Source organism: Paraburkholderia sp. Tr-20389 (assembly GCF_017104565.1).
Lineage (GTDB): Bacteria > Pseudomonadota > Gammaproteobacteria > Burkholderiales > Burkholderiaceae > Paraburkholderia.
Window position 1 is genome coordinate 1 of sequence record NZ_JAAGPD010000086.1, and the last position, 22895, is coordinate 22895.

Consider the following 22895-nt stretch of genomic DNA (forward strand, 5'->3'; position numbering starts at 1 on the left):
AGGCGGCGGCGATGCGGGCGGCGGACGGTTCGCGCCTTGTGGGGGCGGCGGATGCGCCGGCGGCGGAGGCCGGTTGGGCGGCGGCGCATGATGCTCCCAGCGCGAGCGATCCGGATACCACGGACGCTCCCGATAGTAATGTCCCCAGTACGTGCCGAGTGAGAACGTGATCAGCGGCAAGCCGATCGCCGTCCCGTAAGTCATGACGGGCACATTGCTGCCTTGGTACGGATACGCCAGATCGCCGCCATACACCCAGCCGCGCGCCTGCGGAATCGACACGTCGCACCACGTATAACCGCCCACGCAGCCGTAGACGGTCACGGGCTGCCCAGCCGGAAGTTGCGCAACGATCGGGTAATCCTGCGCCGGTCCCGCGTACAGATAAACAGGCGTGCTGGTGTAAGCCTCGGATTGCGCCGATGCCGCACCCGATACCATCGTCAACGTCCCCGCAAGCGCCGCGCATGCAACCCGCATTCGCATCATGTTCTCCCTTATGTTCTCCTGTTGGTGCTTCGCGGCCTTGTGGCCGACGAAGCACCTCAACCCTAACACCAGCCAGCGAATCCTGTGCCTGACTGCGCGCTGTCGCCAGGAACGGCGCATGCAGCGGAAATCGGCAGACGATGCATCGGGAGCGCAGCATCAGCAGCCATCTGAAAACAGGCGACCGCGTAAGCTGGAACATGCCGCAATGGACGACGGCAGGCCGCGCGATCACGACGTATACGGAATTCGATGGCCACACGGTCGCCGTATCGAAAGACGACGCGCATGACGAAGTGGAAAGCGAAAAAAGCGGCAAGCGTGCCTTCCACCGTGCGGAAGCTTTGCATAAAACGCCCGCACGCCGACGCCGGAACAAGCACGAGTAAGAAAAAAACCCGCGCACTTTCGTACGCGGGCTTTCAGTTGACGTGACACGCAGCAAGCGTCTTAGACGACTTCGAACAACCCCGCCGCGCCTTGCCCGCCGCCGATGCACATCGTCACCACGACGAACTTCGCGCCGCGCCGCTTGCCTTCGATCAGCGCATGCCCCGTCAGACGCGCGCCCGACACGCCATACGGATGTCCGACGGCAATCGCGCCGCCGTTGACGTTCAGCCGTTCGTTCGGAATGCCGAGCTTGTCGCGGCAGTACAGAACCTGCACGGCGAATGCTTCGTTCAGTTCCCACAGACCGATATCGTCGACCTTGAGACCCGCCTGCTTCAGCAGCTTCGGCACGGCGAATACGGGACCGATGCCCATTTCGTCCGGCTCGCAGCCGGCGACGGCGAAGCCGCGGAAAATGCCCATGGGTTGCAGGCCCTCGCGCTCAGCGAGCTTCGCATTCATCACCACGCACGCCGACGCGCCGTCCGAAAACTGGCTCGCGTTGCCTGCGGTGATCACGCCGCCGGGCAGCGCGGTACGGATCTTCGATACGCCTTCGAGCGTCGTATCCGCGCGGATGCCTTCGTCGGCGGCGACCGTCACTTCCTTCGTGAACATGCGCCCGCTCGCCTTGTCAGCGACGCCGGCGAGCACCGTCAGCGGCACGATCTCGTCGTTGAAGCGCCCGGCTTCCTGCGCGGCTGCCGCGCGCTGCTGCGACTGCACGCCGTATTCGTCCTGACGATCCTTCGAGATGCCGTAGCGCTTCGCAACGTTTTCGGCGGTCTCCAGCATCGACCAATAGACTTCCGGCTTGTGCTCCATCAGCCAGCCTTCGCGCAGCATGTGCAGATTCATTTCGTTCTGCACGCACGAGATCGACTCGACACCGCCCGCGACGTACACGTCGCCTTCGCCGACCATCACGCGCTGCGCAGCCAGCGCAATGGTCTGCAGGCCCGACGAGCAGAAGCGGTTCACGGTCATACCCGGCACCGTCACGGGCAAGCCGCCGCGCAGCGCGATCTGCCGCGCGATGTTCGAGCCCGTCGCGCCTTCCGGATTCGCGCAGCCCATGATCACGTCCTCGACGCGCGCCGGGTCGATCTTCGCGCGTTCGACGGCGGCTTGCGTCACATGTCCGCCGAGCGTCGCGCCATGCGTCATGTTGAACCCGCCGCGCCACGATTTGGCCAGGCCCGTGCGGGCAGTCGATACGATTACGGCGTCAGTCATGCATGTCTCCAATGTCGATGGGAGCGGTGGCTTGAGCGCTTGCTCCCGTCCGACGTAACGATTTACGCTTCAAATGAATGTGTGAGGTTCGCGCTGCGCGGCTCAGGCGAGGACATCCGCCGCTTGCACGCGTTCGACACCCGCGGCGCCCATCGCACGCCATGCGTCGTCGAGCGAACCGTTCAGATCGATCGCGCGGGTGGCGTCCTCGATCACAGCGACCTCGAAGCCCGCCGCGCGTGCATCGAGCGCGGACCACGCGACGCAATAGTCGGTGGCGAGTCCGCAGCACCACACGCGCGTCACGCCCGTGTCGCGCAGATAACCCGCGAGCCCCGTCGGCGTCGTGCGATCGGCTTCGAGAAACGCCGAGTAGCTGTCGACGCCGGCGTGATGCCCCTTGCGGATCACCGCGCGCGCATGCGGAATGTCGAGGTCCGCGTGCAGCGCGGCGCCCGGCGTGTTCTGCACGCAATGCGTCGGCCACAGCACCTGCTCGCCATACGGCAAGGTCATCGTCTCGAACGGCTGGCGTCCCGCGTGATTCGCGGCGAACGAAACATGCGACGGCGGATGCCAGTCCTGCGTCAGCACGACATGACTGAAGCGGCGTGCAAGCCGGTTCACGAGCGGCACGATCTCGTCGCCGTGCGCGACGGCGAGCGCACCGCCCGGCATGAAGTCGTTCTGCACGTCGACGACGAGCAGAACTTCATTGGCATCTTTCATCGCAAATCCCGCCCGGCTCGATCAGCTGTTGAATCCGCGCCCTTGCGCCGCGCGCTCGACGATGCCGGCGGCAATCTGCCAGGCATCCCCGTTCGGCTGCGCCGCATAACGGCGGATCGCGCGCTCGACGTTGTAGAGTCCGACGCCATCCGCGTACAGCATCGGGCCGCCGCGGTAGAGCGGGAAGCCGTAGCCCGTCAGATACACCATGTCGATATCGGACGCCTTCGACGCAATGCCCTCTTCGAGAATCTTCGCGCCTTCGTTGACGAGCGCGAACATCAGGCGCTCGACGATCTCGTCGTCGGAAATCTTGCGCCGCTCGATGCCCAGTTCCTTCGAATGCGCAACGATCATTTCGTCGATCGGCTTCGACGGATATGCGTTACGGTCACCCGCCTTGTAGTCGTACCAGCCGCCGCCCGTCTTCTGCCCGAAGCGGCCGGCCTCGCACAGACGGTCGGCGATCTTCGAGTAACGCATGTCCGGCTCTTCCTTGTAGCGCCGCTTGCGGATCGCCCAGCCGATATCGTTGCCCGCCAGATCGCTCATGCGGAACGGGCCCATCGCAAAGCCGAATTTCTCGATTGCCTTGTCGACCTGCGCGGGCAGCGCGCCCTCTTCGAGCATGAAGAGCGCCTGGCGCACGTACTGCTCGATCATCCGGTTGCCGATGAAGCCGTCGCACACGCCCGACACCACTGCCGTCTTGCGGATCTTCTTCGCGACCTGCATCACGGTGGCGAGTACGTCCTTCGCCGTGTCCTTGCCGCGCACGACTTCGAGCAGCTTCATCACGTTGGCGGGGCTGAAGAAGTGCATGCCGACGACGTCCTGCGGCCGCTTCGTGAACGCGGCGATCTTGTTCAGATCGAGCGTCGACGTGTTCGATGCGAGGATCGCGCCCGGCTTCGCAACTTCGTCGAGACGCGTGAACACCTGCTCTTTCACGCCGAGTTCTTCGAACACGGCTTCGATGATGAGGTCGGCGTCGCTCAGCGCTTCGTACGTCAGCGTCGGCGTGATGAGGGACATGCGCTGTTCGAGCGCTTCCATCGTCAGCTTGCCTTTCTTGACGGTGGCTTCGTAGTTCTTGCGGATCGTCGCCACCCCACGGTCGAGCGCGTCCTGCTTCGTCTCCAGCAGCGTGACGGGCAAGCCAGCGTTGACGAAGTTCATCGCGATGCCGCCGCCCATCGTGCCCGCGCCGATCACGCCCACTTTCTTGATGTTGCGCACGGGTGTGTCGGACGGCACGTCGGGGATCTTGCTCGCCGCGCGCTCGCCGAAGAACGCGTGACGCAGCGCCTTGCTCTCCGGCGTCTGCACGAGCGCGAGGAAGCATTCGCGCTCCACCTTCATGCCTTGCTCGAAGCCTTTGAGCACACCTGCTTCGATCGCATCGATGCACTTGTGCGGCGCAGGGAATTGCTTCGCGACGCCCGCGACGCTATTGCGCGCGAACTGGATGAAGCCGGCTGCGTTCGGATGCTCGATCTTGCGGTCGCGAATCTTCGGATACGGGCCGCTCTGTGCGCCAACCTTGCGCGCGAACGCGAGCGCGCCTTCCAGCAGATTGCCTTCCACCAACTGATCGAAGATCGGCGTGCCGGCCAGTTTCTCCGACATCACGGGCGTACCCGACACGATCATGTTGAGCGCCGCTTCGAGTCCCAATGCGCGAGGCAGACGCTGCGTGCCGCCTGCGCCCGGCAGAATGCCGAGCTTCACTTCGGGCAGTGCGATCTGCGCGCCTGGCGCCGCGACGCGATAGTGCGCGCCGAGCGCCAGTTCCAGGCCGCCGCCCATCGCGACGCTGTGGATCGCCGCGACGACGGGCTTCGCGCTGCCTTCGACGGCCTTGATGACCGTCGCCAGCGTCGGCTCCTGAAACGCCTTCGGCGTGTTGAATTCGGTGATGTCGGCGCCGCCCGAGAACGCCTTGCCTGCGCCCGTCAGCACGATCGCCTTGACGGCGGGATCGTTTTGCGCGCGCTCGATGCCCTCGACGATGCCCGTGCGCGTCGACAGGCCGAGTCCGTTGACGGGGGGATTGTTCAGCGTGATGACGGCAACGCCGTCGTGTGTCGTGTAGTCCACTGCCATCTGCCTGCCTCCATGCGATGCGGCCGCGCTTCATTCGCGCGAGCCGGATGAAAACATGCGGACCATTGTCCGCTGTTTCGCCATTCGTTTGCGACAGCAGGCAGAATACACAAAAAAGCACGATCGTTCAATTCAGACGATAGCCATCGGCGTGGGCGTAAACCCGAGGTTTTCGAGGTTTATGCGCGGCCGGAGTTCGCATCGCCGGCGGGCGCGGCTTCGTCGAACGGGCAGTCTTCGATGCCGAGCGCCGACGGCAGCACGTGCGCGCGGAACTGCTCGCGCAGCTTGAGCTTTTGCAGCTTGCCCGTTGCCGTGTGCGGCAGTTCGTCGACGAACACGACGTCGTCGGGAATCCACCATTTCGCGAGCTTGCCTTCATAGAACGCGAGCAACTCTTCACGTGTCACGTGCGCGTCGGGACGTCTGACGACGACGAGCAGCGGCCGTTCGGTCCACTTCGGATGCGCACACGCGATGCACGCGGCCTCGGCGACGGCGGGATGCGCGACCGCGACGTTTTCGACATCGATCGAACTGATCCACTCGCCGCCCGACTTGATCACGTCCTTGCTGCGGTCGGTGATGTTCAGGAAGCTGTCCTGGTCGATCGTCGCGACATCGCCTGTCGGAAACCAGCCGTCGACGAGCGGCGACGCGTCGCTGCGGAAATACCGGTCGATCACCCATGGCCCACGCACGTGCAGATCGCCGAACGCGACGCCGTCCCACGGCAACTCGCGACCGTCGTCGCCGACGATCTTCATGTCGACGCCGTACAACGCGTGGCCCTGCTTTTCGCGCAGCTTGCGCTGCTCGTCGGGCGAACGCTGCGACTGCTCCCATGTGAGCTTCGACAGCGTGCCGAGCGGCGACATCTCCGTCATGCCCCACGCGTGTATCACCTCGACGCCATAGGTTTCGCGGAACATTTTGATCATCGCGGGCGGACAGGCGGAGCCGCCGATCACCGTGCGCTCCAGCGACGAAAACTTCACGCCTGCGTCGCGCACATGGTTGAGCAAGCCGAGCCACACAGTCGGCACGCCCGCCGAGTACGTGACGCGTTCCGCCTCCATCAGCTCGTACAGCGACTTGCCGTCGAGATCCTTGCCCGGCAACACGAGCTTCGCGCCCGTCAGCGGCGCCGCATGCGGAATGCCCCACGCGTTCACATGGAACATCGGCACGACGGGCAACACGGCGTCGCGCGCGGACAGGCCCATCGCATCCGGCAGCGACGCGCCGAACGCATGCAGCACCGTCGAGCGATGCGAGTACAACGCGCCCTTCGGGTTGCCCGTCGTCCCCGACGTATAGCAAAGGTTGGATGCGCAACGTTCGTCGATCGCGGGCCACTCGAACGCGCCGTCGTGGCGTGCAAGCAGCGCTTCATAGCTCGATACGGCCGTCGACATGCGCGGCATGTGCGCTTCGTCCGTCATCGCGATCCAGCCGCGCACGTTCGGACACTGCGGCGCGAGCACATCGACGAGCGCGGCGAACGTGATGTCGAACAGCACGTAGCGGTCGTCGGCGTGATTGACGATGTAGGCGATCTGATCGGGAAAGAGCCGCGGATTGATCGTATGGCACACAGCGCCGAAACCCGTCGTGCCATAGTACGCTTCCAGATGTCGGTAGCCGTTCCATGCGAGCGTGCCGACCCGGTCGCCCGCTTCGACGCCGAGCGCCATCAGCGCCTGCGCCAGTTGCTTCGCGCGCCGCTCGCAATCCCTATACGTATAGCGATGCACGTCGCCCTCGATGCGCTTCGACACGATCTCCGTGGCGCCGAAGTGGCGCGACGCATGCGCCAGCAGCGAAGAGACCGTGAGGGGCACGTCCATCATCTGTCCATAGAGCGGCGTCGTCATACGCGGGTGTCTCCCAGTATCGTGTTGTCTCTATTCGTTTCGCCCGGTTCGAATGGCGCTTTCGATGCGCCGACGATGCGCGCCCTGCAGCGCGGCGGGGGCGGACTTACAATATCGGTTAATAAAGAGGCGCTCAATATGTCGTTTTCCCCATGCAATGCAGGGTTATCCGGTCCCATGTCGACGGCGGCAGGCGCCATCGACAATCAGCGTGAAGGCAGTTTCGCCGCGCTCGGGAACGTCTTTCTGACACGCCTGCCCGCGGCGCCGTTGCCCGCGCCGTACGTCGTCGGCTTCGCGCCGGACGTCGCGACGATGCTCGGTTTCGACGCGTCGCTCGCGAGCGCGCCGGGCTTCGCCGAATTTTTCTCCGGCAACACGACGCGCGACTGGCCGTCTGCGTCGCTGCCGTATGCATCGGTGTATTCGGGGCATCAGTTCGGCGTGTGGGCGGGTCAACTCGGCGACGGACGCGCACTGACGCTCGGCGAAGCCGAGCACGACGGCCGGCGCTTCGAGTTGCAGCTCAAGGGCGGCGGACGCACGCCCTACTCGCGCATGGGCGACGGCCGCGCGGTGCTGCGTTCGTCGATCCGCGAATATCTGTGCTCGGAAGCGATGCACCACCTCGGCATTCCGACCACGCGAGCACTATGCGTGATCGGCTCCGATCAACCCGTGCGCCGTGAAGAGATGGAAACGGCCGCCGTGGTCACGCGCGTGTCGCCGAGCTTCGTGCGCTTCGGGCACTTCGAGCATTTCTATGCGAACGATCGCGTCGATGCATTGCGATCGCTCGCCGATCACGTGATCGACCGCTTCTATCCGGCGTGCCGCGACGCCGAGGATCCCTATCTCGCGCTGCTGAACGAAGCCGTGCTGTCAACGGCCGATCTGATCGCGCAATGGCAGGGAGTCGGCTTCTGCCACGGCGTGATGAACACGGACAACATGTCGATCCTCGGTCTCACGATCGACTATGGTCCGTTCGGCTTCATGGACGGCTTCGACGCGAATCACATCTGCAACCACTCGGATTCGCAGGGACGTTACGCGTACCGGATGCAGCCGCAGATCGCGTACTGGAACCTCTTCTGCCTCGCGCAGGGTTTGCTGCCGCTGTTCGGCGCGCGTTACGGCGAGGCCGAACGCAGCGAACGCGCGGTGCAGGACGCGCAGCGCGTGCTCGAAGGCTTCAAGGCGCGCTTTGCGCCCGCGCTCGAAGCTCGCATGCGCGCGAAGCTCGGCCTCGAGACGGAGCGCGAAGGCGACGATACGCTTGCCAACAAGCTGTTCGAGATCATGCATGCGAACCGCGCCGACTTCACGTTGACGTTCCGCAACCTGTCGAAGCTGTCGAAACACGATGCAAGCGGCGATGCGCCCGCGCGCGACCTGTTTCTCGACCGCGCCGCGTTCGACGTATGGGCGAACGACTATCGCGCTCGTCTGTCGCATGAAACACGCGACGACGCCGCGCGCGCCGAAGCGATGAACCGCGTCAATCCGAAGTACGTGCTGCGCAATCACCTCGCTGAAAACGCGATCCGCCAGGCGAAGGAAAAGGATTTCTCGGAAGTCGAACGCCTCGCTGACGTGCTGCGCCGCCCGTTCGACGAACAGCCCGAGCACGAGGCCTATGCGGGCTTGCCGCCCGACTGGGCGTCGTCGCTCGAAGTGAGTTGCTCGTCTTGAGCCAGTGGCGGTTCGCGCCGTTTCGCGCAGGCGGGCTCGCGCGACCGCCCCAACCCGGCTGCGCTACAATTCGAGCCCAGATAGCATCGCGTGCGGTGTGAGTGTCATGCCGGCGCAAGCCAGCGCCTGTCGGACGGCCGCCCTGGCTGTGTCCGCCAGGCACGCGACGCCTCGCGATACGACCACCGACCGCGCGCACGATGCGCCCAACACTCTCCGGATTTCCAACCCGACAATGAAATTCCTGTTCGATCTATTCCCGATCATCCTGTTCTTCGTCGCGTACAAGGTGTGGGGTATCTTCACGGCGACAGCCGTTGCGATCGGCGCCACGCTCGTGCAGATCGCGTGGGTCGCGTTCCGGCACCGCAAGGTCGACCCGATGCTGTGGGTGAGCCTCGGTGTCGTCACCGTGTTCGGCGGCGCGACGCTCGTGCTGCACAACGATACCTTCATCAAATGGAAACCGACCGTGCTGTACTGGGCGTTTTCCGTCGTGCTGGTGGTGTCCGCGCTCGCGTTCAACAAGAACCTGATCGAAGCGATGATGGGCAAGCAGATCGAGTTGCCGCACCGTATCTGGGGTCAGCTGAACTATGTGTGGGCGGTCTTTTTCGTGCTGCTCGGCATTCTCAATCTGTTTGTCGCGTATAACTTTTCGACGGATGCGTGGGTCAATTTCAAGCTGTTCGGCGCGACGGGCTGCCTCGTCGTATTCATCGTCGGGCAGAGTTTGTGGCTGTCGAAGTACATGAAGGAAGAGTGACATGAGCGACGACGTATTCCTTCACGCGAGTCCCGCCGAGCGCATTGCGCTGATCGAGGCGCGCATCACGGCGGCGCTCGCGCCCGTCGATTCGATCACCGTGCGAGACGACAGCGCGCTGCATGCGGGGCATGCGGGCGCGTCGGCGGGCGGGCACTACGCGGTGACGATCGTGGCAGGCGCCTTTGCCGGCAAGGCTCGCGTGGCGCGGCACCGCATGGTGTATGATGCGCTGGCCGATGCCATGCAACGCGGCATTCACGCTCTCGCCATCACGGCTTACACGCCAGAAGAATTCAATTTGCTGTCCCGTTAGGAAACTTCCGATGACCTTGAAAAACACCCGTTACTGGGTTTTGCTGGCTGCATTCGCGGCCGCGCCTGCATTTGCACAGAACATCGCCGTCGTGAACGGCACGCCGATTCCGAAGTCGCGCGCCGATGCGCTGGTTGCGCAACTCGTGCAACAGGGTCAACAGGATTCGCCGAAGCTGCAACAGGCTGTTCGTGAAGAACTCGTGAACCGCGAGATCCTGATGCAGGAAGCGATCCGCGAAGGCATTCCGTCGAAGCCGGAAGTCAAGGCGCAGGTTGCCGTTGCGCAGCAGACGGTCGTATTGCGCGCGCTGATCGAGAACTATGTGAAGAAGAACCAGCCGACGGATGCCGAAGTGAAGGCGAAGTATGACGAGCTGGTGAAGCAGATTGGCGGCAAGGAATATCACCTGCACCACATCCTGGTGGAGAACGAGCAGCAGGCGAAGGATTTGATCGCGAAGATCAAGGGTGGCGCGAGCTTCGAAGATCTGGCGAAGCAGTTCTCGAAGGATCCGGGATCGGGCAAGAACGGTGGCGACCTCGACTGGTCGGACCCGAAGGCTTACGTGCCTGAGTTTGCCGCTGCCGCCGAGAAGCTGCAGAAAGGCCAGATGACGGATGAGCCGGTGCACACGCAGTTCGGCTGGCACATCATTCGCGTGGACGACGTGCGTCAGACGCCGCCGCCGCCGTTCGAGCAGGTGAAGGCGCAGATCGCGCAGCAGATGCAGCAGGAAAAGCTGCAGGCTTTCGAAGAGGATCTGCGGGGTAAGGCAAAGGTTCAGTGACCTTTGCAGTTCGGTTGAAGGAGGCCGCCTTCGGGCGGCTTTTTTGTTTTTTGCTTTTGGTGTTGTCTTTTTGCCTTCGCGGGGCGAGGTTAACGCGCATGCGCGGTTTGGTTTTTCTCGCTGGCATCCGCGTTGTGTTTCGCTGGCATCCGCGTTGCGTTTCGCTGGCATCCGCAATTTGCCTTCGTGCTTCATGCGTTGCCCCTGTGCGGGGCGGCACTTACTTTCTTTGCCGCCGCAAAGAAAGTAAGCAAAGAAAGCGGGCTCACACCGCCAGCCCGTGTTGTTGCCTGCGGGCCCCCACCGGGTCCCGCACTCCATACGGCAACGCATTGTTTTGCGCCCGTTGCCAACGCCTTGAAGCGGCGCATCACCCACTCCAGTCACCCGTAGTGCAGCCAGCGGCAGCAAATCGTCTGCGCCGCCCAGGTGGCAAACTGTGTGTAGGTTGTCGCACCTTACGCGTTCGCGTTCCTACGACACCGATCCCGCTTTTCAGTCCGGAGTGGTGCATTTCGATCGCGACGGCCTGCACATAGTTTGCCACCTGGGCGGCCGTGGACGTCTGACAAGGCTGTTAGTGACGCGGGAGCGTGAAGTGGGTGATGCATGCAGTTAGCACGCTGGCAACGCGCATGAAAATAGCGCGTTGCCGTACGAAGCGCAGGAACTGTTGGGGGCCCGCAGGCGGCAACAAGGATTGGCGGTGTTAGCGGCTTTCTTTTGCCTACTTTTCTTTGCCGCTGCAAAGAAAAGTAGGTGCCGCCCCGCACAGGGGCGACGCCAGCAAACCAGAAGCAAAACGCGGACGCCAGCGAAAAAACAGGCAAACCTGACAACCAACGCGAACGCGAACGCAAAAACCGCCCGCGCCGCGCAGGCGCAAAAAGCTTACCCTAACCACTTACGAGCATTCTGAAACACCCGCATCCACGGACTGCCGTCCGTCGCACTCTCCTTCCATGCTTGCGGATGCCAGCTCATCTGCACATTGCGGTGCACGCGCTCCGTATGCGGCATCAGCACGGTAAAACGCCCATCCGCGGTCGTCACCGACGTAATCCCCACCGGCGAGCCATTCGGATTGAACGGATACTGTTCAGTAGGCTGACCGCGATGATCGACATACCGCATCGCCACCGCGACACGCGACGCATCGCCCTGCTGCGAGAAGTCCGCAAAACCCTCGCCGTGCGCAACGGCAACAGGAATCCGCGAGCCTTCCATGCCCGCAAAGAAAATCGACGGCGACGACTGCACTTCGACCAGCGAGAAGCGCGCTTCGAATTTCTCGGACTTGTTGCGCGTGAACTTCGGCCAGGCGTCCGCGCCAGGAATCATCGACGCGAGGCTGCTCATCATCTGGCAGCCATTGCAGATGCCGAGCGCAAACGTGTCGCTGCGACCGAAGAACGCGGCGAACATGTCCGCCAGTTGCGCGTTGAACCGGATCGTCTTCGCCCAGCCCTCGCCCGCACCCAGCACATCACCATACGAGAAGCCGCCGCACGCGACAGCGCCCGCGAAATCGGCCAACGTGGCACGGCCCGACAGCAGATCGCTCATGTGAACGTCGTGCGCATCGAAGCCCGCACGGTCGAATGCATACGCGGTCTCGAGGTGCGAGTTCACGCCCTGCTCGCGCAGGATCGCGACGCGCGGACGCGCGCCCTTGCCGATGAACGGTGCAGCAACGTCCTCGACGGGATCGAACGACAGATGCGGCTGCATGCCAGGATCCGCTGCGTCGAGCAGCATGTCGAATTCCGCGTCGGCGCATGCCGGGTTGTCGCGCAGACGCGCGATACGCCAGCTCACCTCGCTCCACGTACGATGCAGCTCGGCGCGCGGCGCGTCGAAAATCTTCTTCGCGTCGCGGTAGATTTCGATCATGTCGTTCGTGTTCGGCTTGCCGATCACATGCGAGCACGCCGACAGACCATGCTCGCGCAGCGCGGCGAGCACCGCGTCGCGATCGGCGGCACGCACCTGCACCACCGCGCCCAGTTCTTCGTTGAAGAGCGCACGGATGGTGCGGTCTTCACGACGGCCGCTGGTCTGCTTCGCCCAGTCCTTCGCGTCGCCGTAGTCGGATTCGTGATCGGGATCGAGCGTCAGCATGTCGACGTTCAGCGACACGCCCACGTGACCCGCAAACGCCATTTCGCAGACGGTCGCCCACAAACCGCCGTCCGAGCGGTCGTGATACGCAAGCAGCTTGCCGTCCGCGTTGAGCGCCTGGATCGCCGCGAAGAAGCGCTTCAGGTCTTCGGCATCGTCGACGTCCGGCACCGTGTCGCCCACCTGCTGCGTGACCTGCGCCAGAATGCTGCCGCCTAGACGATGCTTGCCGCGGCCGAGGTCGATCGCGATCAGCATCGTTTCGCCCGCTTCCTTGACGCTCGCCAGTTGCGGCGTCAGATGACGGCGCACGTCCTCGACGGGCGCGAACGCCGAAATGATCAGCGACACGGGCGCAACCACTTCCTTCTCGACGCCGGCGTCCGCCCACTTCGTGCGCATCGACAGGGAGTCCTTGCCGACGGGAATGCCGATGCCGAGCGCCGGGCACAGTTCCATGCCGATCGCCTTCACCGTGTCGTAGAGCGCCGCGTCTTCGCCCGCGCTGCCGCACGCGGCCATCCAGTTCGCCGACAGCTTGAGCTTGTCGAGCGACGCGATGGGCGCCGATGCGATGTTCGTCACCGCTTCGCCGACGGCCATGCGGCCCGACGCCGGCGCGTCGATCACGGCCAGCGGCGTGCGCTCCGCCATCGTCATCGCTTCGCCGCGGAAGCCCGCGTAATCGACCGTCGTAATCGCGCAGTCGGCGACGGGCACCTGCCACGGACCGACCATCTGGTCGCGCGCCGTCGTGCCGCCCACCGAGCGGTCGCCGATCGTGATCAGAAACGACTTGCTCGCCACCGTCGGGTGACGCAGCACGTTGACAGCCGCCTCGTGCAGCGCGATATGCGTGACGTCGACGGGTTGCAGCGGCGTCGACTCGCGCTTCACGTCGCGATGCATGCGCGGCGGCTTGCCGAGCAGCACTTCCATCGGCATGTCGACGGGTTCATGCGCGCTGCCGTCCGCCTTGTCGGCGTCGATCAGCTTCAGCTGACGCTCGGCCGTGGCCGTGCCGACCACCGCGAACGGGCAGCGCTCGCGCTCGCAAATGGCCGCGAACTCTTCGAGGCGCGACGGCGGAATGGCCAGCACATAGCGCTCTTGCGCTTCGTTCGACCAGATTTCGCGCGGCGACAGGCCGCTTTCTTCCAGCTGGACCTTGCGCAGTTCGAACAGCGCGCCCTTGTCCGCACCATCGACGAGTTCCGGGAAGGCGTTCGACAGACCGCCCGCACCGACGTCGTGAATACTCAGGATGGGGTTGCCCTCGCCCAGTTGCCAGCACGAGTTGATCACTTCCTGCGCGCGCCGCTCGATTTCCGGATTGCCGCGCTGCACGGAATCGAAGTCGAGTTCGGCCGTATTGGTGCCCGTCGCCATCGAGCTTGCCGCGCCGCCGCCCATGCCGATGCGCATGCCCGGACCGCCGATCTGGATCAGCAGCGAGCCGGCGGGCAGATCGTGCTTGTGGGTGTGCTGGTCGGACACGTTGCCGAGGCCGCCCGCGATCATGATGGGCTTGTGATAGCCGCGCACGCGGCCGGCGACGTTCTGCTCGTAGGTACGGAAATAGCCGCCGAGGTTCGGACGGCCGAATTCATTGTTGAACGCGGCGCCGCCGAGCGGCCCGTCGATCATGATCTGCAGCGGCGACGCGATGCGGTCGGGACGGCCGTAGGTGCCGAAGTGGTCGGCGGCGTTGCGATGGCCGACGGGCTGGTTCGTGTCGCGCGCGTTTTCCCACGGCTCGCGCGCGTCGGGCAGCTCGAGGTTCGACACGGTGAAGCCCGTAAGACCCGCCTTCGGACGCGCGCCGCGGCCCGTCGCGCCCTCGTCGCGGATTTCGCCGCCAGCGCCCGTCGCGGCGCCCGGGAACGGCGAGATGGCCGTCGGGTGGTTGTGTGTCTCCACCTTCATCAGCGTGTGCGTCAGCTCGGTGTGACGGCCGTAGCGTTCGCCCGGCTCGCCCGCGTTCGCCGGCTTGCGCGGGAACCAGCGCTCGGCCATGCCGCCCTGCATGATCGACGAATTGTCCGAATACGCGACGATCGTGCCCTGCGGATTGAGCTTTTCCGTGTTGCGGATCATGTTGAACAGCGACATGTCCTGCGCTTCGCCGTCGATCGTCCAGCTCGCGTTGAAAATCTTGTGGCGGCAGTGTTCGCTGTTGGCCTGCGCGAACATCATCAGTTCGACGTCGGTCGGATTGCGGCCGAGCTTCGTGAACGCGTCGACGAGATAGTCGATTTCGTCCTCGGCGAGCGCGAGGCCCAGTTCCGAGTTCGCCTTCTCCAGCGCCTTGCGGCCGTCCGTCAGCACGCCGACCGTTTGCAGCGGCTTGGCGGGCAGTTCGTCGAACAGATGCATCGCCTGATCGCGCGACGGCGCGACGCTTTCCGTCATGCGGTCATGCAGCGCCGCGACGACGGCCGCGCGCGTTTGATCCGACAAGGCCTTCTTGCCGCCGAGCAGTCCGCTTTTCAGCACGACCGTGTACTCGACGCCGCGCTCGATGCGCCGCACATGCGTGAGACCGCAATGGTGCGCGATGTCCGTGGCCTTGCTCGCCCACGGCGACACGGTGCCGAAGCGCGGCACGACGAGGAAGGTCTCGACCGCGCCCTTGTCCTTGCCCGCATCGAACGGATCGCCGTAGTGCATCAGCGCTTCGATCTTCGCGCTGTCTTCCGTGGAAAGCGGCGTCTGCGAATTCACGAAATGCAGATACTGGCCGCGCACGCCGACGATGCTGGCGTCGATGCGCGACAACGTATCGAGCAGACGGGTTTGACGGAAATCGGAAAGGGCCGAAGCGCCGGGGAAACACGAGAAGTGGGCCATGAACTTGACGTTGCGTCGATCGGTTGCGTCGCTGGGTGCCGCCCGCGATTGTTTGCTCGGTTGCTTGCTCGATTGCTTCAGGCAAGCGCTCGGACAGTCGCGCGTGGGGGCGACGTGAGGCGTAAGGGAGTCCGAGATTATAACCCGGGAAAACCCCGGCAGACCTGGGCTGCATACCCGTGTGACATGCGTCTGTTGTGCCTGCACGCGGCGCCCGCGCTTTCCCGCATCATTTTGGGACGCACTTCCGGCCAGATGTGCTAGGCCGTTTGCACCGTTTTCAGCTATCGCGGCGGCCCCGCGTACCGGCATCGAACGATTCTTTCCGTGCCGAACGGCAGCCTGCCGGGCGGGTCGTTTGGCTGCTATCATTCCGCCTTTCATCAGATCGGCGCAGTATCGGCTGTCGCGCTGCGCCGCATGTCGCGAAATACGCCTGGCCCCACGCGTGCCGCGGGCAATACGAATTAATCATGGATGTCATCGTTATTGGCGGCGGGATCGTCGGCGTCGCCACCGCCTATCAGCTTCGCGCGGCCGGTCACCGGGTGTGCGTCGTCGAACGGCACGCCACCGTCGCGCAAGGCGCCACCTATGGACACGGCGGCACGCTGCTGCCCACGCCGCTCGATGTCTGGTTCGGACCGACCTTCATGCAGCACCGTCAGGCGTCCAGAAGCGGCGTCATCAAGAAAACGGGCTTCAACGGGCCGGTGCGGGATTTCATCCGCAAGCTGTCGGCGCTCGCCGAACCCGAGGCCTTCAAGAAGCAATATGCATTGCTGCGTCCGCTGATCGAATCGGCGCGCGAGTCGCTCGACGAAATCGAACATCACTTCAACCTGGAATTCGAGCAGTCGAAGGGCCAGCTGTATCTGGTGCGCAGCCAGCAGGATTGGGAGCACACCCAGCCTGCCCTCGACCTGCTGCGGCAGTTCGAGGTGCCGCATCACGTGCTGAGCCCGCAGGAATGTCAGACCATTGAGCATTCGATTCCCCTCGATCCGCATTTCGCCGGCGGCGTGCTGTTCGACGACGAGGGCACCGCGAACTGCCCGTTGTTCGCGAAGCTGATCAAGCAGACACTCGATTCTCAAGGCGGCGTGCAGTTCCAGTGCGGGCGCGAAGTGACGGGCATCCGTCTCGACAACCAGCGTGCCGCCGTCGAACTGGCGCCCGCGAACGGCGAATCGGCGCGTTCGCGTGAAGTCGATGTGATCAGCGCGGATGCCGTGGTGGTCGCGGCGGGCGTCGGCAGCCTTGCGTTGCTGGAGAAGCTCGGTCTGAACCTGCCGCTGCATCCGCTGCGGCTGCACAACCTGGTCGCGCCTGTCGCGCGCGAGGAATTCGCGCCGCACACGACGGTGATCGACGCCGTCAAACGCATCACGATCACGCGCAGCAATCATCGGCTGCGCATTGCCGGCGGCGCCGTGCTGCAAAGCGCGAGCCAGACGCGCCAGCCGCTGCCGGAGCCGCTCACGAAGGAAGCGCTCGCGCTGCTGAGTCAGGCGACGCACGACTGGGTGCCGGGTGCCGCGCGCATTTCGGCGGCGCTGCCGTGGGAAGGCGTGAAGCTGCTGTCGCCGGACGGCCTGCCCGTGACGGGCAACGCGCTGCATCCGCGGCTCTACGTGAATGCAGCACACGGCCCTGTCGGCTGGGGCCTCGCCTGCGGTTCGGGCAAGCTGATCGCAAGCCTCGTATCCGGCGCTCCTTCGGACCTGCCGCCCGACACGATCGCGGCGCTTCGCCCCGAACGCTTCAACGCCTGAGCACGAGAACACGGCATAGGACGGTCATTCGTCCTATGCCTTTAGCCGCACTGGCATCGGCACGCGCAATGCAACTACCATGGGCATACCCTGTTGCTCTCGTAGGCTGCCATGACCGATTTCCCTCTCGCCATTCCCTCGCTTCCGCCGGCTCAAGCCATCCTCATCAACCCGTACGACCGGCCGTTCACGCTGCTGAGCGTCGCTGAATTGCGCGCGCTCGAAAAAGACGCCGAAGCGACCCTCCCCGCCCACACGCTGATGGGACGCGCCGGGCACGCGGGCGCGCGCTTCCTGCTCGAACATATCGCGCACGACGGTTTAGCCGATCCGTACCAGCCGGTATGGCTCGTCGCCGGACCCGGCAATAACGGCGGCGATGCGCTCGTCGTGGCGGCGGAGTTGCGGCGAGCGGGCGTCGCAGTGGAAGTCTGCATGCCCGTCGAGGTGAAGCCTGACGATGCCCGCTGGGCGCTCGCCGAAGCGCGTGCCGCGGGCGTCGCCATCTCGAACGCCGTGCCTGCTTCGTTCGATCGTTACGGCTGGGTGGTCGACGGCATGTTTGGTATCGGTCTCGCGCGGCCGCTGGAAGGCGTGTTCGCGTCGATCGCCGGGCAGTTGTCGGCGCGCGCGAAAACGCGTGGCCGCGTGCTTGCGCTCGATGTGCCGAGCGGGCTCGACAGCGACACGGGCAACGTCGTCGACGGCAGCGTCGCCGTGCGCGCGACGAACACGGTCACGTTCATCGGCGCCAAGCCAGGGCTGTTCATGGCCTCGGGACGCGATCTGGCAGGCGACGTGACCGTGGCGCCGATCGGCGTCGAGGGGCCGCGTCAGCCGGCTGTCCGCCTGAACGGACCTGCCCTGTTCGTCCCGTATTTCCCGCCGCGCGATTTCTCGACGCACAAAGGCACGTTCGGCAGTCTCGCCGTCGTGGGCGGCGACACGGGCATGTGTGGTGCGCCCATTCTTGCCGCGCGGGCGGCGTTGTACGCCGGCGCGGGCAAGGTGCACGTCGCGTTCGTGGGCGCGGGCAGTCCGCCGTACGATCCGCCACACCCCGAACTGATGCTCCATCCGCTGGACGAGCTACCGCTCGCGACAATGGATGCGCTGTCGATCGGCTGCGGCATGGGCAAGCGCGAGCGTGCCGTCGGCGTGTTGCGCGATGTGTTGCCCCTGAATGTTCCGAAATTGCTGGATGCCGACGCGCTGAATCTGGTCGCCGATCATGCCGAACTCGCCGCCGCCGTGAAGCAGCGCGGCGAGATCGCGAACGATCCGTGCGTGCTGACGCCCCATCCGCTCGAAGCGGCGCGCCTGCTCGGCACGGACGCGAAAAACGTGCAGCGCGACCGGATGGCGGCAGCGCGCGAGCTTGCGGCGCGTTATACGTGCGTCGCCGTGCTGAAAGGCACGGGCACGGTGATCGCGTCCCCGGACGGGCGCGTCGCCGTCAACCCGACGGGCAATGCGGCGCTCGCGACGGGCGGCACGGGCGACGTGCTCGGCGGCCTGATCGGCGCCTTGCTCGGCCAGGGGTTGCCGCGCTATGAAGCAGCGCTCGCGGGCGTCTTTCTACATGGCCTCGCGGCCGACAGGCTCACCGCGCGCGGCAAAGGCCCCGCAGGTCTGACGGCGGGCGAACTGGCGCCGATGGTGCGCAAGCTGTTGAATCGGCTCGTCTATCCGTTGCGGGATTGACGGCACGCACGTGCCGCGCCGGGCTTCCCGTTATCTGGCGTGCATGCCCGTCTATCCCGGCTGTCATCCTGGCCCGCTATACTGATTGACTGCGTCGTGCGGCCGTCCAACGGCCGCGACGCGAACTGCAGGCGCCCGCTGACGGGGCACGGGACACGCCGCCGCGCATCCGGCGACCGGACCGCTCAGCCAACTGCGCGTCTGCAGATCACCCCCGGCACGCCTGACGCGCGGCCGGCCATTCGTTTTCCTTCGTTAGACGGACGGTTATGACTCTCAACTCGCTCCCCGCCTGGAACTCGCTGCAGACCCACTACGGACAGATTCGCGATGCGCGCCTGCGCGACTGGTTTGCAGCCGAGAACGATCCCGCGCCGACGCGCGCCGAACGCTTCACCATCGCCGGCGGCGGTCTCGCAGCCGATTTTTCGAAAAACCGCATCACCGACGAAACGCTGAAGCTGCTCGTACAGCTCGCACGCGAAGCGAATGTCGAGAAGCGCCGCGACGCGATGTTCGCGGGTGACACCGTCAATCCGACGGAAGGCCGCGCGGTCCTGCACACGGCGCTGCGCGCGAGCAATCCGACGGCCCCCTTCTACGGCAAGATACAGGCCGAGCGCGCAAAAATGGCGGCGTTCGCCGACAAGGTTCGCAGCGGCGAATGGACGGGCTACACGGGCAAGCGGATTCGCCATGTCGTGAACATCGGCATCGGCGGCTCGGATCTTGGTCCGAAGATGGTCGTGCACGCGCTGCACCACCTCGCCACGCCTGAGATTTCCACGCACTTCGTATCGAACGTCGACGGCGCCGATCTGTATCGCGTGCTTCAACAGATCGATCCCGAGGAGACGCTCGCGATCATCGTCTCGAAGACCTTCACGACGCTCGAAACGATGACCAACGCGAACTCGCTGCGCGACTGGTTCCTCCAGAAAGGTTGCCCGGCGGGCGAGCTGGCGAAGCACTTCGTCGGCGTGTCGGCGAATCCCGCCGAAGTCGTCAAGTTCGGCATCGCCCAGGAGAACGTGTTCGAGATGTGGGACTGGGTCGGCGGGCGCTATTCGCTGTGGTCGGCCGTCGGCCTGTCGATCATGATCGCCGTCGGTCCGAAGCAGTTCGACGAACTGCTCGCGGGCGCGAACGAGATGGACGAGCATTTCCGCAGCGCGCCGCTGGAACGCAACCTGCCCGTGCTGATGGGCATGATCGGCATCTGGTATCGCAACTTCTTCGGTTCGCAGAGCTATCTGGTCGCGCCGTATTCCGAAGCGCTGCACTTCCTGCCGTCGTACCTGCAGCAGCTGGAGATGGAAAGCAACGGCAAGCAGGCGTGTCTGGACGGGTCGTTCGTCACGTACGACACGTCGGCCGTTACGTGGGGCGAGCCGGGCACGAACGGTCAGCACGCGTTCTTCCAGATGCTGCATCAGGGGCCGACCATCGTCCCGATCGACTTCGTCGCCGTGCTCACGCCCGAACATCCCCTCGTCTCGCATCATCCGAAGCTGCTCGCAAACTGCTTCGCGCAAAGCGAAGCGCTGATGCTCGGCCGCACGCGGGAAGAAGCCGAAAAGGTGGCGGGTCCGGACAAGCCCGAACTCGTGCCGCACATCATGTTCCCCGGCAACCGTCCGACCACGACGCTGCTCGTCGACGCCCTCACCGCCCGTTCGCTCGGCGCGTTGATCGCGTTGTATGAACACAAGGTGCTCGTGCAAGGCACGGTCTGGAACATCAATTCGTTCGACCAGTGGGGCGTCGAACTGGGCAAGGTCCTCGGCAAGGTGGTCGAAGCCGATCTCACGGCGGCGAGCGTCGATGAAAAGAAGCACGACTCGTCCACGTCCGCGTTGATCGCGCGTGCACGCGCTGCCTTGAAGCGCTGATCATCGAAGCGCTGATCGGGTGCGTTCGCGCACTCACACGTTCGAAACGAAACGGGCCTTCGTCAGGAAGGCCCGTTTTTTCTTCGACTGCAATGCGCGCTCAGATGAGGCGCCCTGCTTCGATCGTCACGGTGGTATCGCAGCGGCGCGCCAGTTCGACATCGTGCGTCACCAGCACGAGCGTCGCGCCGTTCGCGCGATTCATCTCGAACATCAGATCGATGACCGCGTGGCCCGTCGCCGCGTCGAGACTGCCCGTCGGCTCATCGGCGAAGAGAATGGCGGGATGCGTGGCGAACGCACGCGCCAGCGCCACGCGCTGCTGTTCGCCGCCCGACAGCAGCTTCGGATAGTGCCGCATGCGCTCGCCCAGGCCGACTTGCGTCAGCAGTGTCCGCGCACGCGCATGAACGTCGCGTGCGGCCAGTCCACCTTGCAGCTCGAGCGGAAGCGTCACGTTCTCGAACGCCGTCAAATGCGGCATCAACTGGAAGGACTGGAACACGAACCCGACGGAGCCATTGCGCAACGCGGCCCGGCCGTCCTCGTCGAGCTCCGTCAGTTCGCGGCCGAGCAGACGAACCGACCCGGACGTCGCGCTGTCCAATCCCGCGAGCAGGCCGAGCAGCGTAGACTTGCCCGAGCCCGACGCGCCGACGATCGCCACGCGGCTGCTCGCGCGAATCGACAGGTCGATGTTGTCGAGGATCGTCAGCTCACCCGTCGCGTCCTTAACCCTCTTGCACAAACCCCGCACTTCGATGACTGGATCGGTTTTCTTTTGCATGGTGAAGCGTAGGTTGAAAGTACGCGCCATTGCGTCCATCACGGCGCTGACTGCGGCGTGTTTCCCATTCTTGTTCGCCGCGACGTTTTCGATGCCCGCTCATGCGGCGGGCACCACGAGCCCGACTGCGACAGCAGCCATGAGCCCGGCGGGCAGCAACACACAACTGTCGAAGCCGACCATCGTCGTACTCGGCGACAGCCTTTCCGCGGAATACGGCTTGCCCCGCGATACAGGCTGGGTTTCTCTGATGCGTCAGCGTCTGTCGAATGCGCAGATCGATTATAACGTTGCGAATGCGAGCATCAGCGGCGATACCACGAGCGGCGGACGCGCCCGCCTGCCCGCGCTGATGCAGCGGCTGAAGCCCGCCATCGTGATCGTCGAACTCGGCGCCAACGATGCGCTGCGCGGCGTCCCGCTCAGCACGACGGAGGACAACCTGCGTACGATCGTCGAACAGGCGCAGCAAGGTCGCGCGAAGGTTCTGCTCGTCGGTATGTACGTGCCGCCCAACTACGGCCCCGACTACACGCAGAAGTTCCATGCACTCTATGGACAACTGTCGAAACAGTTGCGCGTGCCGCTCGTGCCGTTCTTGCTCGCCGGCATCGAAAACAAGCCGGACATGTTCCAGTCGGATCAGATTCATCCGACACAACGGGCACAGCCCCTGCTACTGGACAACGTGTGGCCAGCGCTGAAGCCGCTGCTTCACATCTCGCCTCAATGAGCGCGTTGCCGCGACATGCCGGCACGCGCTGACAACCTGTTTCCGAACGATTGGGAACATGACCACGCACGTCGATCAGACAGATTCACCTGAATTCGACAACCGGCTCTATGTGAGCGATTTCTGGAAGGAGATAACGAACGTGAAATACTTACCGATTATCGCTATGGCTGTTGCCATTTCCGCTTGTGCAGCACAGCCGCCCGCCGGCGTGCAGTCCGTCGGCACCAGCCAGCAGCCGCCGAAGGTCGTCGGCCAGTGCATTGCCAAGAAGTGGGCTGACAAGACGCAACAGCAGGTCGTGGCACAAAACACGATGGCCAACGACGCAGCGATGGACGTGTATGTCCCGGGCCAGCAACCGCCGAACGGCGCGGCCGCCATCGTGCGTCCGGCCTATCAGGGCGGCGGCACATGGGTTGGGTTCCGCGCTGCTGGCGGCGCCGGCAGCGACGCGACGGGCGATATCAGCGCCTGCCTGTAATGCATCCCTGACGCTTCTCGGGAAGCGAAATCGGCATAGGGGGTAGCCAACAGGCTACGCCCCTGCCACACCACCCGGCATGCGGGTCCGCACCGGGCGGTTCGGGAAGTTGAGGTCAGGAGAGACGGGGTAGGCCTAGTCGGTCGAACCAT

General features: G+C 64.6%; 17 protein-coding genes. 10 read left to right on the forward strand and 7 right to left on the reverse strand.

Features of this window, described 5'->3' with window-relative positions; translation table 11 throughout:
• On the reverse strand, positions 1-489 hold a 489-nt coding region (locus G3N95_RS39670; RefSeq protein ID WP_346778445.1), incomplete at its 3' end, for an SH3 domain-containing protein.
• A gap of 140 nt (positions 490-629) precedes the next feature.
• On the opposite strand from G3N95_RS39670, the gene G3N95_RS39675 reads away from it, so the two are divergent.
• Entirely contained in the window at positions 630-878 is a 249-nt protein-coding gene (locus G3N95_RS39675) for a DUF2945 domain-containing protein (protein WP_241019203.1), read from the forward strand.
• A gap of 61 nt (positions 879-939) precedes the next feature.
• Here the strand turns inward: G3N95_RS39675 and G3N95_RS39680 are convergent, their stop codons facing one another.
• From G3N95_RS39680 to G3N95_RS39695, 4 genes are all read right to left on the reverse strand, one after another.
• A complete protein-coding gene (locus G3N95_RS39680; protein WP_205975524.1) occupies positions 940-2118 on the reverse strand; it encodes an acetyl-CoA C-acyltransferase in 1179 nt (392 codons plus the stop codon).
• Positions 2119-2220: 102 nt separating this feature from the next.
• Positions 2221-2847, reverse strand: coding sequence for a bifunctional nicotinamidase/pyrazinamidase (gene pncA, locus G3N95_RS39685; protein WP_205975525.1), 627 nt, complete (start codon positions 2845-2847; stop codon positions 2221-2223).
• A 21-nt stretch (positions 2848-2868) separates the two neighbouring features.
• Positions 2869-4953: a 3-hydroxyacyl-CoA dehydrogenase NAD-binding domain-containing protein gene (locus G3N95_RS39690; protein ID WP_205975526.1), complete on the reverse strand. Its 2085-nt coding sequence runs from the start codon at positions 4951-4953 to the stop codon at positions 2869-2871.
• Between the two features lie 179 nt (positions 4954-5132).
• A complete protein-coding gene (locus tag G3N95_RS39695; RefSeq protein WP_205975527.1) occupies positions 5133-6830 on the reverse strand; it encodes a 3-(methylthio)propionyl-CoA ligase in 1698 nt (565 codons plus the stop codon).
• Positions 6831-6968: 138 nt separating this feature from the next.
• Here G3N95_RS39695 and G3N95_RS39700 point away from each other — a divergent pair, with 138 nt between their 5' ends.
• The 4 genes from G3N95_RS39700 (at position 6969) to G3N95_RS39715 (ending at position 10397) form a co-directional block, all read left to right on the forward strand.
• A complete protein-coding gene (locus G3N95_RS39700) occupies positions 6969-8525 on the forward strand; it encodes a protein adenylyltransferase SelO (RefSeq protein ID WP_205975528.1) in 1557 nt (518 codons plus the stop codon).
• A gap of 235 nt (positions 8526-8760) precedes the next feature.
• Positions 8761-9291 carry a septation protein A gene (locus tag G3N95_RS39705; RefSeq protein WP_205975529.1) on the forward strand — a complete coding sequence of 177 codons (531 nt, stop codon included), beginning with the start codon at positions 8761-8763 and terminating at the stop codon, positions 9289-9291.
• A 1-nt stretch (position 9292) separates the two neighbouring features.
• On the forward strand, positions 9293-9607 hold the full coding sequence (locus G3N95_RS39710) for a BolA family protein (RefSeq protein ID WP_028365489.1): 315 nt from the start codon (positions 9293-9295) through the stop codon (positions 9605-9607).
• A 10-nt stretch (positions 9608-9617) separates the two neighbouring features.
• Positions 9618-10397: a peptidylprolyl isomerase gene (locus G3N95_RS39715; RefSeq protein WP_205975530.1), complete on the forward strand. Its 780-nt coding sequence runs from the start codon at positions 9618-9620 to the stop codon at positions 10395-10397.
• An 891-nt stretch (positions 10398-11288) separates the two neighbouring features.
• Here the strand turns inward: G3N95_RS39715 and purL are convergent.
• Positions 11289-15368, reverse strand: coding sequence for a phosphoribosylformylglycinamidine synthase (purL, locus tag G3N95_RS39720; RefSeq protein WP_205975531.1), 4080 nt, complete (start codon positions 15366-15368; stop codon positions 11289-11291).
• Positions 15369-15841: 473 nt separating this feature from the next.
• Between purL and G3N95_RS39725 the strand changes: the two genes are divergently transcribed.
• The 3 genes from G3N95_RS39725 (at position 15842) to pgi (ending at position 20739) form a co-directional block, all read left to right on the forward strand.
• Positions 15842-17143 (forward strand): FAD-dependent oxidoreductase, encoded by a 1302-nt coding sequence (locus G3N95_RS39725; protein ID WP_205975532.1) that lies wholly within the window; start codon positions 15842-15844, stop codon positions 17141-17143.
• 111 nt (positions 17144-17254) lie between these two features.
• Positions 17255-18847, forward strand: a complete 1593-nt coding sequence (locus G3N95_RS39730) for an NAD(P)H-hydrate dehydratase (RefSeq protein WP_205975533.1) — start codon at positions 17255-17257, stop codon at positions 18845-18847.
• 269 nt (positions 18848-19116) lie between these two features.
• Positions 19117-20739 carry a glucose-6-phosphate isomerase gene (gene pgi, locus G3N95_RS39735; protein WP_205975534.1) on the forward strand — a complete coding sequence of 541 codons (1623 nt, stop codon included), beginning with the start codon at positions 19117-19119 and terminating at the stop codon, positions 20737-20739.
• Between the two features lie 100 nt (positions 20740-20839).
• Here pgi and G3N95_RS39740 read toward each other — a convergent pair whose 3' ends face one another.
• Positions 20840-21526 carry an ABC transporter ATP-binding protein gene (locus G3N95_RS39740; protein ID WP_205975535.1) on the reverse strand — a complete coding sequence of 229 codons (687 nt, stop codon included), beginning with the start codon at positions 21524-21526 and terminating at the stop codon, positions 20840-20842.
• Between G3N95_RS39740 and G3N95_RS39745 the strand changes: the two genes are divergently transcribed.
• Together G3N95_RS39745 and G3N95_RS39750 are read left to right on the forward strand one after the other, a co-directional pair.
• On the forward strand, positions 21525-22259 hold the full coding sequence (locus tag G3N95_RS39745; RefSeq protein WP_205975536.1) for an arylesterase: 735 nt from the start codon (positions 21525-21527) through the stop codon (positions 22257-22259). The genes G3N95_RS39740 and G3N95_RS39745 overlap by 2 nt on opposite strands.
• A gap of 142 nt (positions 22260-22401) precedes the next feature.
• Entirely contained in the window at positions 22402-22743 is a 342-nt protein-coding gene (locus G3N95_RS39750) for a hypothetical protein (protein ID WP_205975539.1), read from the forward strand.
• The last annotated feature ends 152 nt before the right edge of the window (positions 22744-22895 follow it).